Raw genomic sequence first — 15,936 nt, 5'->3', positions numbered from 1 at the left:
CCTAAAGTAGTATATTGTAAAATTCCGTACTTCGAATTTAATGGAAATTATTTTCTAGCCAATCGGTTGGGCCAGTAGTAATTAATGATGATGGTGATGATGTGCAGGTCCATGTTCTTTCGCATAAGCACGGTAGTTTTCTAAATCCTGCATACCTGTTGATGTGCCACTCATTGCTTGTTTAGCACGTTCGATTAATACATTTTGTAATCTTGGGTGATAACCGAAGTAATCAGCTAATTCTATTGATACGTCCGTGTTAAGCTGCTGATATTCCACACACATCTTTTTCATGCGCTCCATTAAAATACCTGTAAATAAAAAGTACGGTAGCATAACAATGCGTTTCGCGCCTAATTTCATGCAGCGTTCAATGCCTTCTTCAACAGATGGCGTCGTGACACCCATAAAGGCACTCTCTACCCACTTCACATCAAGTTGCTCCCAAAGTAGGCGTGAAATTTTGTAGAAATCACCGTTCGCAGCTGGATCACTACCACCGCGTGCAATAAGTAGTACTGCGGTATCCTCATGCTTTTGTGCAGGATCAAGTCCCGCTTCTTGTAAACGTGCTTTTAGGATTTCGAAAATTTCATCATGGATACCAATCGTTTGCCCATAAGTGAAAGTAACATGAGGGAAGTGTTCACTAGCATGCTCGATTTCTGCTGGGATATGGAGTTTTGAGTGTCCTGCGTGTAATAGGATGATGGGGATAACATGAATTTCTTCTGCCCCCTTTTCCACGCAAAGCTCGATACCGTCTTCGATATTTGGTGAGGCAAATTCTAAAAAGCATGTCTCCACCAAAATTGCTGGATCAATTAGATGCTTGCTACGTTCAACAAATTCACGGACCTCTTCATTCCCTTGTTCTAAGCGACTGCCATGTCCGACAAATAAAACAGCTTTTTTCACACCGTTCTCTCCTAACGCTCGTTGTCTTTTTGCTACCTTTTCCTTAGAAATTCCCTTAATCGCCTTACTGTCTGTATTGCGTGATAGACCGCTTGGTGAAAGTGTAAATAACACGTTCTCTGGCGGTACATCTTCTGTAACAATTTTTCGGGCAATTGTCGTATCCGGCACGTTATACCACGTAGCATCGGGATAAGAAATTACGACACATTTATCTTTACATCTCCCATTACAACGTGTACGTGATGTATGGATTTTTGCATCTAACTGTTGCTTTGCAATTTCATCTCGGACGGCAAGTGTCACTTCCTCTGCACCCGCTTCCATACAAGTACTGCCATTACAAATAAGCAAGTGTCGCTGCATTCCTTGTAAATCCCATGTTGTCATTAAATTCCCCCTATTCACTACCTGTTTTTGCAGGTGACCACGAAATAATTGCCGCATAAAAGCGATGACGATATACATAAGCCTCTCCGTCACGCTCAATAAAAGTAGTTAATGCGTCCCGAACATGTGCGAGATCTACCTGCTCACTCAGAATTTTTTTGCTTTGTGCCGCAAGTAGTGCTTCTTCACTATCATACCGATACACGCGCTCTAGCGGAATCATTTGGCAATCTGCAAAAATACCAAGCTGGTACAACATATTTACTAATTCTATGTAATCACGTCTTGGATACTTAATGTCATAACCGTACCGTTCCTCGAGCACTTCATAATGTGGTTGAATTGGACCCGTTGTCATGCCTATTATTGCTTTCTTATTCGCTAAGCGATTCATTTGTACAAGTGCTGCTTTCATATGATACATACGGTAAAAGCAATTGACGCCGATGACGATATCATGTGGGCCAATTGAACTTTCAGCAGCTTCCTCCCACTTCGCATGAACATAATCGACATCCGGTTTGTCCTGTAAGCAATTCTGCAAATAGGCGAGCACACTTTGCGAACTATCCACACAGGTAACTTTCTTCGCTGCTTCAACAAGCGGAAATGTATAATTGCCCCAGCCTGGTCCGATTTCAAGCACACTGTCTTCCGATGTAATATGCTGCTGAATCACCTGAAAAATTTCTGCCGCATAAGCATCCGTTTGACGCAATGTTTTCTTGGCTATGGATTGTGTCCAAAACGCTTCTTCTAGTGCATCATCTACCATTCGCTGGGGCATCTTACCGTGCCAATCATGCATCCCTTCTTGCCATAAAGACTCAAAATCTATGACGAGCGGTCCTTTCATGCTATTCCTCCTCAAACGTGCCCATTACCGTTACCGTAAACACTGACATAACTAATAAAGACTCCAAACTTTTAATATTTATGTTTCATGTTCTACCTATTCCATTAATGATTATTACAGTAAAAAAACACGAAAACAGGTACAGGTTTACATGCGGAAGCTATGTACTATTCAAAAAATAGTACGTCACTTCCCTTTTAAGTGCTTCTATTACTAGAAACATACCGACTTATTTAGTTTTGAAAAGGCTTGTGCACTGTCGGCAACGCCATTCGCCGCAAAAATGGCGTCTTAATACCCTTGTGAGGCAATTTCTTTTCCTGTGTCATGTAAAATACTGTATAGCTTATCCATATCTAAATGTGCACGTAGATGGCTCGCTAAAAATTCATACGCCTCATCACGTTGTTCCGCATCACTTTTCACATCGAGTGTTAGAGGCTTGATGCCCTTTTGTTCACGTAACTGATTGATGAATATTCTTGTATACAGGCGATTATGGAAAATGCCATGTAAATACGTTCCGATTACATTTCCATCCATACTCACGGCTCCATCTTCGCGTCCATCTTGAAGTATCGCAAACGGCTGTACATCGCCAAGACGTGTTGATCGTCCAAGATGAATTTCGTAGCCCGAAACATCCAGCCCAGATGCGCTGAGCTTGCCCGTCATTTGTACTGTTTTTTTGTTTGGCACAAAAATAGTATCAATCGGCAACAACCCTAGACCTTCTACTATACTGCCGGACCCTTCAATTGCTTCTGGATCCTTTAATGATTGGCCAAGTATTTGGTAGCCTCCACAAATGCCAAAAATAACCGTACCGCGCATTTTTAACTGCCCAATTGCTTCATCAAATCCGCAGTCGCGTAACCACGTTAAATCATCCATTGTATTTTTGGTCCCTGGAATAATGAGTAAATCAGGCGTAGCAAGCTCCTCTACCTTAGAAACCATTCGAACACCCACACCCGGCTCCTCAAAAAATGGATCTATATCGGTAAAATTAGAAATACGTGGCAATCTAAGTACTGCCACATCGATTACAAATTCACCTTGCTTTGGTTTCTTTAACCGAAGCGATGATAGTGCAAGCGAATCCTCTGCATCAATTTGCACATCCACATAAGGAATAACACCCAGCACCGGAATACCGGTTTCTTTTTCTATCCAGTCTAAGCCATCATCTAACAACTCACGCATGCCGCGAAACTTATTAATAACTAAACCTTTCACACGAGCGCGTTCTGACTCATCTAACAGTGCGAGTGTTCCGACGATGGAAGCAAATACGCCACCACGGTCAATATCAGCGACTAAAATAACCGCCGCATCCGCTAAGTGAGCCATACGCATATTCGCAATATCACGTGCCTTAAGGTTGATTTCTGCCGGGCTTCCTGCACCTTCTAATACAATAATGTCGTAGTTTTTTTGGAGGTACTCAACAGATTGGCGAACAATCGGCATCACCTGCTCGACAAAATCATTGCGGTACCTTCTCGCATCCATATCTAAATGATGCTTGCCATGAACGATAACCTCCGATACCATATCCTGCTTCGGTTTTAATAAAATTGGATTCATATCCGTTGTTGCTTCAACACGAGCTGCCTCTGCCTGAACACCTTGTGCGCGACCAATTTCCCCACCAGTTGAAGTAATATATGAATTTAACGCCATATTTTGAGATTTAAACGGAACAACATGATGACCATCATTTGAAAAAATTCGGCAAAGCGCTGTACAAATTACACTTTTCCCAACATCTGAAGACGTTCCTTGTACCATTATTGCCTTTGCTTTTGACATCTTAAAATTCAAGCCCCTTTACTGCTGGAATACCTTCTTCATAATAATGTTTCGTTGGTTCAATCGTTGAAACTAAATCAGCAAGCGCTAGTAAAGAAGGGTGTGCACTACGTCCTGTAACGACAAGATGCATCGCTGAGGGGCGATTTTGAATGGCCTGTAGCACTTCTTCAAGAGGAAGTACATCATCCACCGGAAATTTTGTAATAGCTAATGCGTTATTCAGTTCGTCTAACACCAATACGTCAATGGAATCATCTGCTAACGCAGCTTTCACTTTTGACCAGGCAATTGCTAGTGCTGCTCGGTGTTCTTCTGGTGTTTTTGTCCACGTAAAGCCAATGCCAAGCTGTTCGGTTTCGACCCCAAGTTTACGAAGCGCAATTTGTTCTCCATAAGTACGCTCCGGTGATTTAATAAACTGCATATAACGTACATTTAATCCGCGGCCAATCGCACGAACCGTTAAACCTAGGGAAGCGGTTGTCTTTCCTTTGCCTTCTCCGGTATAAACGAGTAACAATCCTTTTCTTTCCACTTTTAGCATCCCCTTATAACCATGTTGTTTTTTCTAAATGATCTTTACGTTTCTTGTCATCTACTGGATGTTCTTCTGGGTAGCCTATAAAAATTGTGCCTACCACTTGCTGAGATGGTTGTGCGCCGATAAATGTATGTAATCGTTCATCATGCACGAGTCCAACACCTCTTGTACGCCAAACAAAACCAAGTCCTAGTTCCTCTGCTGCTAACCACATCGACATAATGGCACTGCATACCGCAAATACATTATCTTTTGTAGCATCCTCATCGCCCTCTACTTGATCAGCCGTTACGACAATGACAACCGGTGTCGTTTGTACAACTTTTAATGAGCTTTCTACTAAATTGGGCTTTGTTGGGAAACGCTCTTGTAAATAGGCTGTCGCTACTTCTTCATAACGTTTTAACGCTTCCCCTTGCATAACATAAAAGTGCCAAGGCTCACGCATACGATCGTTCGGTGCATAGGTTGCTGCTTGAATGATTTGTTCAATCTTTTCTTTTTCTACTAGTTGATTACGATAATTACGTATTGCACGGCGATTTTTTAATGCTTCAATTACACTCATGTCAAACCCTCACTTCTTTATTTACCTCTTCGGCAAACCAAGCAATTTGCTCACGTACACGGACCACATCGCCGACAAGAATCATCGACGGATTGTGATAACCCGATTCTTGTATTTGTGTACTAATCGTTTCTAGCGTTCCTGTTAACGTACGTTGCTTTTCTGTTGTGCCCCACTCAATCACTGCAACGGGTGTTGTGCTCGAGCGACCATGCTTCATCAACTGCGAAGTAATATGCTCAATATTGCCAACGCTCATATAAAAAGCAATCGTGTCAATGCCATTCGCTAACGCGTCCCAATTTAAAAAATCATTGCCTTTTTCTTCACGACCATGACCTGTAACAATTGCAAAGCTTGTCGCATAATCTCGGTGTGTCACCGGAATGCCTGCATAAGCCGGCGCTGCAATACCTGCTGTAATCCCTGGGACAACTTCATACAAAATACCTGCTTTTGCTAATACCTTGGCCTCTTCTGCTCCACGTCCAAAGACGAACGGATCGCCACCTTTTAATCGGACAACCGTTTTGCCTGCAGTTGCTTCCTTCACAAGAAGCACATGGATTTCATCTTGAATTAACCCGTGATTGCCTGGTGATTTCCCACAATAAACAAGTTCCGCACCGGGTTTGGCATATTCCAGTAGCTTCGGATTCACTAAACGGTCATACGCAATAACGTCGGCTTGTTGAATACACTCTAAACCATATACCGTAATCAGTTTCGGATCTCCTGGACCTGCTCCGACTATAAAAACTTTACCTGTCATCATAAGTCTTCCTTATCTAATAATTGTTGTAGAAATTGTTCGCATTTTGTCTGTTCTTCTGCGCGAATCCAATCAAAAATTCGTGGGTCTAGCATTGCTTGAAGTGCAGCTGTACGCTGTGTTCGATTAGTAAATGTACGTTTAATTTGCTCGCGCGCTTGTTGTAAAAAATCGATATAAGACGCATAGCTTTCATCAAATTGTTGTTCTAAATCTGCCTTGATTTTACGTGTAAGGCCCGGACTAGCACCGGATGTGGACACGGACAACACAAGATCTCCTCGACGAACGACCGCTGGATTAATAAAATCAACACGGCCAAGCGCATCTGCACGGCTTAGTAACTGCCAGTGCTGTGTCGCCTCTTCGACTGCATTATTAACCTCTTCGCTATTCGTTACAGCAAAAATAAGCGCAGCATCATCTAAATCACTTGCCTCAAAATTCTTCTGACGCCATTTCACTTGCGGTTCTTCGAATAACGGAAGTATACTTTCATGCACTTCTGGGCTCACAACAATAATTTCTGCCTTCGTCGGTAAGAGCGCGTTTAGCTTTTGACGTGCCACAAGACCGCCACCAACAATGACCACTTTTTTATAATCAATATTTAATAATGCTGGAAAATAAATTGTCATCCTTGTTTCACCTTCTTACAAGCCCTAATCCAATTGTCTACAAGCTGGGGATTTGAGGCAAAATGAAAATGCGTATAGCCTGCTACGAGCTGATTTTTTTGATACCCTTCTGCCTTTGCACCAAAGCGTCCCTTCGTTGCATACGCAGGGGATACATGCTCGCCAACATAGGTTGAATAATGGAATTCATGACCCTTTGCCTGCTCGTCCGCTGCAATTAAGAAGTTTTTGCCAAGTCCTGTAATTTCTCGGTAGCCTAATGCAGCAAGTTTTTCTTGCATCACGACCTCACCTGGAATCAAGCCGGTCATTTCAAAGCGTTCCCCGTCTGTCGTTGTAATCGCCTCTGTTAAATACATAAAGCCACCACATTCCGCTAATGTAGGAATCCCGTTCTTAATCGCTTGTTGAATGGAGGCTTTCGCGATGTCATTCGTTTGAAGCTGCGCGGCAAATTCTTCCGGAAAGCCCCCGCCGATATATAAACCATCCGCATCATTTGGGACAGGTTCATTATGTAATGGTGAGAAGAATGCCAAATTGACACCTTTCGCACGTAATAGTTCCATGTTTTCTTCGTAATAAAAGTTAAATGCCTCATCTTTCGCAACCGCAATTGTAATACCTGTATCTGCTTGCTGCTCAAACAGTTGTCCCGTTTCTGGTAAAATATCAGCTTTCGTCAGCTCTAACAGTCTATCTAAATCAACTGTTTCTGCAATTAACGCCCCTAACTTTTCAAAGAAGAAATTGAGGTCCCCGCGTTCAATTGCAGGAATCAACCCTAAATGACGACTCGGAATCGAAAGCAGATTATCCTTTTTTAAATAACCAATAACCGGCACAGCACATTCTTGCTCAATCGCTGCCTTAACAAGTTCAAAATGGCTAACGCTTCCTAATTGATTGACAATAACGCCAACAATATTCGGTTTATCGGAAAGCATTTGGAAGCCTTTCACCACGGCCGCAACACTTCTTGCCATACTTGCTGCATTAACAATAAGGATAACGGGGCTTTTCGTAATGACACTAATTTCTGCTGTTGAGCCCGTATCGGCTAACGGACTTTTACCATCATAAAAGCCCATTACACCTTCGATAATCGACACATCTGCATCACTGCTTGCGCGACTGACAATATCCACAACCGTTGTTTCACTCAGCATCCAACTATCAATATTGCGGGAAATACGCCCCGTTACCGCTGTATGATAAGACGGATCAATATAATCTGGTCCGCATTTGAAACCTTGCACAATTAGCCCTTTTTGCTTCAAAGCATGTAATAATCCGATGGTAAAGGTAGTTTTTCCGACGCCACTACCTGTACCAGCAATCACAAAACGATTCGTTGTCATAAGCTCCTCCTAATACGTAAGGCGTGCAACAGTAATCGTCGCATTGCCGCTTTTCTTTTTTTGTAGCAATAAATTAGTTGTTTGTGCATAACGCATAGCGGCTGGCTCGCTTACGCCGTATGCACCTGTATATTTAAAGACTGTTACTGATGGATTTAGTAGCGGCATTTCATTTAGTTCTATTGGTGTATAGACGATAAATTCCCACCCGTATTTTTGTGTAATCGCTAAAAAACAGGCTTCGTCTTTTTTAAGATCAATCGTACATAGGGCTTTGATGCTTTTTTTCGATAATTTGAGCTCCTGAAGTGTTTCGTCAATAATTGCTTCGATTTCCTCAAGTGATGTGCCGCGGTTGCAGCCCATACCTAAAACAAGTGATTTCGGGCGATACACAACACCGTTTTCTAATAAAACTTCCTCTTCCGGGACTAGTAAACGATCGGTAATAATTAGTGATCCTTGTGGCTTTGCAGCAATTGCTTCTTGCATCGACGAATACACAATAATTTCTTTTGGCATCGGAGTGTCATGCATCCACCAATTCTTCTCACCCGTTTCCTGCACTATTGCTACATGTTCTTCATTTACAACAGAGGCGCTTACAGGTGTTAACTTGTCCTCACTATCCCATATCCAACCAAAACGCGCACCGAATAAGTCGACTGGAATAGTTTTTTGGACATCTGAAGCAGTTGTAATAACTGCCTTTGCCTCCATTAAATTTGCGATTTCATGTGTCAGTGCATTAGCGCCCCCTAAATGGCCGGATAATACACTAATAACATGCTCCCCACGGTCATCAATGACAACAACACCTGGATCCTTTTTCTTATCAACTAAAATTGGTGCAATCATTCGAACAACTGCACCAAGTGAAATAATTAAAATTAAACCTTTATATTGCTTAAAGAGTGCCGGTAATAGCAAACGAACCGTACCTGAAAATAGCTGAATATGGCGCTCGTGTTCATCACCTTGCTCAAATTTGCTCATATAATAAAGGTCCGCGTTTGCAAATTTCTGCTGTAAATCGCGGCCCATTTGAACTCCGTGTTTTGTAATAGCGACGATGGCATACGGATGACGGACATCAACTGTTGGGATGATTCCCTCTTGTAGCTCAATCATCAACACGCACACCTTTTCTAAAGCCATGCGTAAACGTCGCATCATATAATTTTGAACGATAATCTTTTTCGTGAATATTTGGGTCAAGTGCCCAGCCCGCTAAAATCATCGCATGCTTGCGAATCCCATTGACACGCATTGCTTCATCTAAATCAATTAACGTTGTGCGAACAATTTTTTGATCTGGCCATGTTGCACGTTGAATAACAGCGATTGGCGTATCATCTGACCACCCTGCCTCTTGTAATTCCTTGACGATTTTCTTCGTTAACGTTGCACTTAAAAATAGTGCAATCGTACAATGGTGGCTTGCAAGTAAACGTAACTTTTCAAACTCAGGTACCGATGTACGCCCTTCTGCACGCGTCAAAATTAATGTTTGAGTTAAATCCGGAATCGTCAGCTCTGCACCAATAGCAGCAGCTGATGCAAACACCGAACTTACACCAGGAATCACTTCGTAACCAATCCCGTGCTCTTTTAACAATGCAACTTGCTCCATAATGGCACCGTACATTGCCGGATCTCCTGTATGCATGCGCGCAATTGTTTTCCCGGCTTTAACGCGGTCAACCATCGTATCGACCATTTCCTGTAAATGCATACCCGCCGTACGAATAATTTCCGCATCAGGCTTTGCTTTTGCAATTAATATTTCATTGACAAGCGAGTCTGTGTACATTATAACGTCTGCTGTTCGCAGTATTTGTAGCCCTTTTACTGTAATTAAATCTGGGTCTCCGGGTCCTGCTCCTACAATCCAAATCTTCTCCATTATTTACGCACCACCATTAATGATAAATAGTTCAGTTCCACACCTTCAAGCTCATCCAACTGCCAAATAATTTCTTCATCTGATGTTACTTTTGTAACGACAACAGCTTTATCCCATAAATCCATTTCTTTTAATAAGCCAAGCATTAAATCCAATACTTTTGCGACTTTAATAAAGACAATGCCGTCATGGTCCTCTAGCGCCTTTTTCATCATGTCATAATCATCTTGCGCTGGAATCATCGCCACATGCTCATCCCCGTCCGCTAGTGCAATTCCTAGTCGATTGGCTGAACCGTTAAATGACGAAATGCCGGGTACTGTTAAAATTTCTACTTCTGGATGTAATTTCCGCATTAATTTCATCATATGTATAAACGTACTAAATAGCATCGGGTCCCCTTCTGTTACAAAGGCCACATCTTTTCCTTCCGCTAGTTTTTCGTACACAGCTTCTACAGATTTCTTCCATTCACGTGCAAGTGTTTCTTCATCTTTCGTCATCGGAAACACTAGCCCCAACATTTCTTTTTCTTCTGGATTGATATATACATCCACAATGCGATGTGCATAGCTTTTACTGCCCTTTAGTTTTTTGGGATAAGCAATAACAGGTGACTCTTGAATGATGCGAAACGCCTTTACCGTAATTAGTTCTGGGTCCCCTGGTCCAACGCCTAGTCCGTATAACGTACCTAAATTATTCATGTTCTTGTTCCTTTCGAGACGCTGTAATAATGTAAATCGGATTTAACGGAACAAAACGAGTCATATCCAAAATAGGCTTACTACGCGCTAATTGTGCTTGTAAAATCGAAACCTCACAGCCGTTTTCTTTTAATGCGGTTACTGCCTTATATAAATTCTCAATCGTCGCAACATTCATGACAAGACGTCCATTTTCCTTTAGACGCGATGTACAAAGCTTAAGTAGCTCCGCCATTTCGCCGCCCGATCCACCAATAAAAATTGCATCCGGGTTTGGGAAACGGTCTAATCCTTCTGGTGCCTTTGCATGAATGGCCGTTACATCAACACGGAACTTTTGCTGATTTTGCAAGCAATTTTGTAAGTCTAGTTCATTCTTTTCGACTGCAAATACTTGCCCTTCGTGTGCGATTTTTCCTGCTTCAATGGCCATCGAACCCGTACATGTACCAATATCCCAAACGACACTTGTGGAACGAAGCTGCATTGCTTGTAAACTAAGGACACGAATTTCTTTTTTCGTAATGAGCCCCTTATCTGGCTTGCGCTGTGAAAACTCCTCATCATCAATTCCGAGTGGATACTGTTTTGGCGCATATGTCGCGAGTAAAATAACTACGTTTAACGGTGAAAACGCCTGTTGCTCCATTTCATCAAGCGTATACCAGCCGTATTTTTCATCAGCACCGTCTAAGTTCTCTGCTACGAAGGCTTTGTACTCATGCATACCGAAATGTTTTAAATAGCGTGCAATCGCGTTCGGACTGTTTTCTTCGTCCGTTAATAACGCCACCTTGCCTCGTCCATTAATACGCTGTGCTAACCCTTTAATCGAACGACCGTGTAAGCTTGTTAAATAAGCATCTTGCCAGCTTTCTTGCATACGCGAAAAGGCTAGTTGCACAGAACTCATCGTCGGATAAATTTCGAGCGGTAACTTTTTGGCTAAATAACCACCTATGCCATAAAAGAGTGGATCCCCTGATGCTAAAATGACCGTTTTCCGAGTTTCTTGCTGCAAAGCGGCTACAAGCTTCGTTAAGCCACCTTTGACAACGATTTTTTCACCCGTATAATCTTCGAAAAAATCCAGTGCACGCTCCCCGCCAACAAGGAGTTCACTTTCATCAATCCACTCTTTATATTGCGGCAACAAGCCCGTAACTCCGTTATCCCCGATACCAATCATTTTCATCGATTGTTGCAATATTCTCAGCCCTTCCTAATAGCTCACTTTTCATGGAATACAGTGATGTTGAAAGCGTCATCCCACCTTTAATATGATTCAATGAGGCGTAGCAACAAGACTTACAAAGCAAATCGAAAAATTTCGTATGTCCAAGTTCCAGTATTAACTCTCCAACTTGTGATGCTGTATTTGCCGCTAACACTTCTGCCACTGTTTCCTGTGATGCACCTGCATGTTGTGCTAGCTGCGCTAAAAACCCAAAATTAATTGGTGCACTTTTTGAATGTACCATCATGACACCTTGAGCAACTTTCGAAAATTTACCCATCATGCCAACGAGTGAGACTTGTGGGATTCCTTGTTTTTTACAGTGCTTTAATGTAAAACCAACAAAGTCCCCCATCTCAATAAATGCCTCTTCCTGCAAATGAGGATATTGAGCCATCGCATATTTCTCGCTGCGCCCCCCTGTTGTAATGACTAAATGGTCGCACCCTACTGCCTTCGCTACACTAATCGCCTGCACGATACTCGCCATATAAGCGGAGCTCGAAAATGGAACGACTGTGCCGCGCGTGCCTAAAATGGAAATACCGCCTATAATACCAAGTCGGCCATTCAATGTTTTTTTGGCCATTTCCTCACCATCTGGTACAGAAATGACAACCTCAACACCGGATGACACTTGAAATTCATCCAATACCTCTTGCACTGTCGATAAAATCATTTTGCGTGGCACTGGATTAATCGCGGCTTGCCCTACATCTACCGGTAAACCCGGTTTTGTAACACGGCCAACGCCAACACCGCCATCTAAATGGATGCCCACCTGTTCAACAAGACGGACTGTGCTTAAAATGCGCGCTTTATGTGTAGCATCCGGATCGTCACCAGCATCCTTAATCGTTTCGCACGTCACAGCGTTCGCTTCAAATACACAAGACTCAATCGTAAACGTAGCATCTCGACCAACCGGTAAATGAATCGTCGCTGTTTCTTGCTCTTCTGTTGTTAGTAAAGCAGTTAATGCGGCCTTTGTTACCGCTGTTGCACAAGCGCCCGTTGTATAGCCATGTCGCATTTCCTTTGGATCTCTTTCTGGCTTGCGCATATGCTTATTTTTTCGCTCGTTCGTCAGCTAAAAGGGAAATCGCATTTAATGCGGCAACCGTTACCGTACTGCCGCCTTTACGCCCAACATTTGTAATGAACGGAATCCCTTCTAGTTTAGCTAACTCTTCTTTTGACTCTGCTGCGGATACGAAACCAACTGGCATACCAATAATTAAATCTGGTTTTGCTTCCCCGTTTTTAATTAAGCGAATAAGTTCCAATAAAGCGGTTGGTGCATTTCCAATTGCATATATGCCACCTTCTTGCAGACGTACTGCTTTTTGCATAGAAATTATTGCACGTGTTGTATTTTGTGCCTTCGCTACCGTCCACACTTCTGGGTCTGCAATATAGCAATGTAAATCCCCGCCATGCTTTTGGAAACGTTTGCGGCCTGAACCACTCTCGATCATTTGTACGTCAGCCACAACATGTCGTCCCGCTAAAATAGATTGTATCCCTGCTTCAATTGCACCCGGTGTAAACAGTACACTACGGCCTAATTCAAAATCTGCAGAAGCATGGATAATACGACGTACAACCATCCACTGCTCATCTGTAAAATGGTGCTCTCCCATTTCTTCTTTAATAATGCTAAAGCTATAATCATAAATTTTGTCTGGGTCTACCGTTAATGGTGTAAAGTCTGTATTAAAATTCATGTATATTCCTCCTAAAATAGTTGTTGAATTGCTTGCTCAATTTCTTCAAACGCTACAAATTGCTGCCCGTAACGAATATTCGGGCGCTGAATCACAATTGTTTCAATGCCGCAATCAAGTGCAGCCTCAATTTTTTCATCTACTGAACCTACTTTTCCGCTTGCCTTCGTAATCATCAATGTGACACCATACTGCTTGTATAGTGCTTCATTTAGTTCCTGCGAAAAAGGACCCTGTATTGCCACAATATCGCGTTGCATGACACCAAGCGCTTGGCATTTCTCCATATTTTCAAGATTCGGTAGCATGCGTGCAATAACGCGTATGCCTTCTTGCTGCAGTAGAACACTCGTAAACGTTGCGAGCGTTTTACTACCGGTAGTCAGCATAATCGTGCCACCTTTTTGCAACGCAAGATTTGCAGCTGCCTCATAGCTATCCACTTCTGTAATAAGTGGATGTACATGTTTCTGTTGCTGACGCTCATAACGAATATAGGGAATGCCTACTTCTTTTGCAGCTACCATTGCTTGCTTCGATGCTTCCTCCGCAAATGGGTGACTCGCATCTACAATGCACTTGCAACCGATACTTATTGCTAGCTCCTGCATTTCCTCTGCGGATAAGCGACCAATTCGATGCGCAATACCCGCTTCTTGCAAGCTCGTTGCTGCTGATTCTGTTACGACTGTTGCGAGTAACTCGTACCCTTTACTTTGTAATTGAACCGCTAATGCACGCGCATCACTCGTGCCCGCTAAAAATAAAATCATGAAAGCTCCTCCTAATCACCACACGGGGCCGGCTCGACTTTAATTTTTGTCATCATATCTTGATAGTCGAAGTTCAAAATCTTTTTCACACGCTTGAAGTATTTGAACAATCTTTCATTTGGATGTGCGTTTGCTTTATATTCATTAATAATTTCTGTTATTAGGGATACAAGCTGCTCCGGCTCTAATCCTTCTACAACCGGCTGTGCTGCATGCGCTGTCCGTCCAACGGGCTTCGCGCCAAGAAAAATATCAAATTTACTTTTTCGATAGACAATTCCAATATCATCAAAAACTGCACGGTAACAAGCCATACCACAACCGTTGAAGCCAATATGTAATTGCTTAGGTAAATTCAGTCCACCAAGTTGCTCCTGTAGTTGCTCCGCATAAGGAATCGACTCGGCCTTTTCCCCATAACAAAAATCACATGCCTTTATATTCACTACATCGCCAATTGGAGCGACTAAAAATTCAACCTGGCGAAGCGCATCCACAATCGCTTGTGGATCATCCGTTGGAATTTTCAAATGAATTTGATGCTCAGGCGTATATTCCATCGTCCCGTTCTCGCCTACAATGTCTGCGAGTGTACGCATTTGCTCAGATGTGAAAAATTTATTAGCTACCCCTGGACTAACTGCCACTTCAAAAATGGATTCAATGCTTTGTTGAATATACGTTTTAGACGACGTTATGGGCTTTTTTGTCACAAGTGAAAGTGCTAGTGATGCCATCTCAAGCGATGATTTCTTTGGCTTTTTTATTTTTTGCACGGAAATTTGCTCATATCCACTCGCGGCTTCCCCCGTTTCCTGATCCATTGCCCATGGTTCCGCTTCTTTTTTCAAGCGTTGATGTGGACGAAGGGGTTGCTTTTCTTCACCAAGTGTATATTTACGTTGATAGCCACGTGGTGTAATCATCTTATTATCGTAGAAAAATGTGGATGAATTCCCAACAACAACTGTCGTTAACATCCCAATATCATGATTTAACATTTCTGCAAGCGTCGTCATTACAATTTCTTGACGCTCTCGGTAGGCACTTTTCACTAGCCCGACTGGTGTTGCAGGCGAACGATATTCCAATAAAATTCGCTGTGCTTCAACAATTTGGCGTGTACGTCGACCGCTTTTCGGATTATAAAAAGCAATCACAAAATCCGCCATTGCCGCCGCTTCAATACGTTTCTCAATAATTTTCCACGGTGTTAAATGGTCGCTTAAGCTGATCGTACAAGAGTCATGCATAACTGGTGCGCCGAGTAAGCTTGCACAAGAGTTAATCGCTGAAATTCCTGGTACTACTTCTACCGCGATGCCATCCTTCTCCGTCCAACCAAGCTCAATAAGTACTTCATACACAAGCCCTGCCATTCCATAAACGCCGGCATCGCCACTTGAAATAACCGACACAATATTTCCTGCCTCCGCCTGCCTTACTGCTTCTTGTGCACGCGATACTTCCTCTGTCATCCCTGTACTAACAATCGATTTAGCGGTAACAAGATGCTCTATTAATTCCACGTACGTTTTATAACCAATAATAAAATCACTTTGCTTTAACGCATCTACTGCTCGTTTCGTAATATGCTCATAGTCTCCAGGTCCAAAACCGACTACGAAAATTTTCCCCTTTTGCACTGTTGTTCCCCCTAAAAATACGCAATAAAAAAGCCTTTACTCTCAAAAAGAGAGTAAAGGCTTGCAGCTCATTTATTA

The 15,936-nt window shown here is 42.6% G+C and carries 16 protein-coding genes; all 16 read right to left on the bottom strand.

What is annotated here, in order from left to right; all coding sequences use genetic code 11:
- Positions 1-81 precede the first annotated feature (81 nt).
- The 16 genes from MHH87_RS00770 to cobJ all read right to left on the bottom strand — a co-directional run bounded on the left by MHH87_RS00770 (position 82) and on the right by cobJ (position 15,858).
- The gene (locus tag MHH87_RS00770; protein ID WP_340747443.1) at positions 82-1,308 is read right to left on the bottom strand and encodes a CbiX/SirB N-terminal domain-containing protein; all 1,227 of its coding nucleotides are present in this window, start codon (positions 1,306-1,308) and stop codon (positions 82-84) included.
- Between the two features lie 10 nt (positions 1,309-1,318).
- Positions 1,319-2,164 (bottom strand): class I SAM-dependent methyltransferase, encoded by an 846-nt coding sequence (locus tag MHH87_RS00765; RefSeq protein ID WP_340747442.1) that lies wholly within the window; start codon positions 2,162-2,164, stop codon positions 1,319-1,321.
- A 291-nt stretch (positions 2,165-2,455) separates the two neighbouring features.
- Positions 2,456-3,979 carry a cobyric acid synthase gene (locus MHH87_RS00760; protein ID WP_340747441.1) on the bottom strand — a complete coding sequence of 508 codons (1,524 nt, stop codon included), beginning with the start codon at positions 3,977-3,979 and terminating at the stop codon, positions 2,456-2,458.
- 1 nt (position 3,980) lies between these two features.
- Positions 3,981-4,517, bottom strand: coding sequence for a cob(I)yrinic acid a,c-diamide adenosyltransferase (locus MHH87_RS00755; RefSeq protein ID WP_340747440.1), 537 nt, complete (start codon positions 4,515-4,517; stop codon positions 3,981-3,983).
- Positions 4,518-4,530: 13 nt separating this feature from the next.
- Positions 4,531-5,091 (bottom strand): nitroreductase family protein, encoded by a 561-nt coding sequence (locus MHH87_RS00750; protein WP_340747439.1) that lies wholly within the window; start codon positions 5,089-5,091, stop codon positions 4,531-4,533.
- Between the two features lies 1 nt (position 5,092).
- Entirely contained in the window at positions 5,093-5,866 is a 774-nt protein-coding gene (cobA, locus tag MHH87_RS00745) for a uroporphyrinogen-III C-methyltransferase (protein WP_340747438.1), read from the bottom strand.
- Complete coding sequence (locus MHH87_RS00740; protein WP_340747437.1) at positions 5,863-6,501, bottom strand: precorrin-2 dehydrogenase/sirohydrochlorin ferrochelatase family protein; 639 nt, start codon at positions 6,499-6,501, stop codon at positions 5,863-5,865. Before MHH87_RS00740 ends, cobA begins: the two co-directional genes overlap by 4 nt.
- The gene (locus MHH87_RS00735; protein WP_340747436.1) at positions 6,498-7,862 is read right to left on the bottom strand and encodes a cobyrinate a,c-diamide synthase; all 1,365 of its coding nucleotides are present in this window, start codon (positions 7,860-7,862) and stop codon (positions 6,498-6,500) included. The genes MHH87_RS00740 and MHH87_RS00735 overlap by 4 nt, the downstream gene beginning before the upstream one ends.
- Before the next feature lie 9 nt (positions 7,863-7,871).
- Positions 7,872-8,993, bottom strand: coding sequence for a cobalt-precorrin 5A hydrolase (locus MHH87_RS00730; RefSeq protein WP_340747435.1), 1,122 nt, complete (start codon positions 8,991-8,993; stop codon positions 7,872-7,874).
- A complete protein-coding gene (gene cobM, locus MHH87_RS00725) occupies positions 8,986-9,768 on the bottom strand; it encodes a precorrin-4 C(11)-methyltransferase (RefSeq protein WP_340747434.1) in 783 nt (260 codons plus the stop codon). The genes MHH87_RS00730 and cobM overlap by 8 nt, the downstream gene beginning before the upstream one ends.
- A complete protein-coding gene (gene cobI / locus MHH87_RS00720) occupies positions 9,768-10,475 on the bottom strand; it encodes a precorrin-2 C(20)-methyltransferase (RefSeq protein WP_340747433.1) in 708 nt (235 codons plus the stop codon). The genes cobM and cobI overlap by 1 nt, the downstream gene beginning before the upstream one ends.
- Entirely contained in the window at positions 10,468-11,670 is a 1,203-nt protein-coding gene (gene cbiE, locus MHH87_RS00715; RefSeq protein WP_340750840.1) for a precorrin-6y C5,15-methyltransferase (decarboxylating) subunit CbiE, read from the bottom strand. Before cbiE ends, cobI begins: the two co-directional genes overlap by 8 nt.
- Complete coding sequence (locus MHH87_RS00710; protein WP_340747432.1) at positions 11,645-12,775, bottom strand: cobalt-precorrin-5B (C(1))-methyltransferase; 1,131 nt, start codon at positions 12,773-12,775, stop codon at positions 11,645-11,647. Before MHH87_RS00710 ends, cbiE begins: the two co-directional genes overlap by 26 nt.
- Before the next feature lie 4 nt (positions 12,776-12,779).
- Positions 12,780-13,439: a precorrin-8X methylmutase gene (locus MHH87_RS00705; protein WP_340747431.1), complete on the bottom strand. Its 660-nt coding sequence runs from the start codon at positions 13,437-13,439 to the stop codon at positions 12,780-12,782.
- An 11-nt stretch (positions 13,440-13,450) separates the two neighbouring features.
- Positions 13,451-14,212 carry a precorrin-6A reductase gene (gene cobK, locus MHH87_RS00700; RefSeq protein WP_340747430.1) on the bottom strand — a complete coding sequence of 254 codons (762 nt, stop codon included), beginning with the start codon at positions 14,210-14,212 and terminating at the stop codon, positions 13,451-13,453.
- Between the two features lie 11 nt (positions 14,213-14,223).
- Entirely contained in the window at positions 14,224-15,858 is a 1,635-nt protein-coding gene (gene cobJ / locus MHH87_RS00695; RefSeq protein WP_340747429.1) for a precorrin-3B C(17)-methyltransferase, read from the bottom strand.
- Positions 15,859-15,936: the final 78 nt, after the last annotated feature.

The organism is Solibacillus sp. FSL H8-0538 (genome assembly GCF_038003525.1).
Taxonomy (GTDB): Bacteria; Bacillota; Bacilli; order Bacillales_A; family Planococcaceae; genus JBBOPI01.
This window is presented reverse-complemented; position numbering and strand designations above follow the sequence as displayed.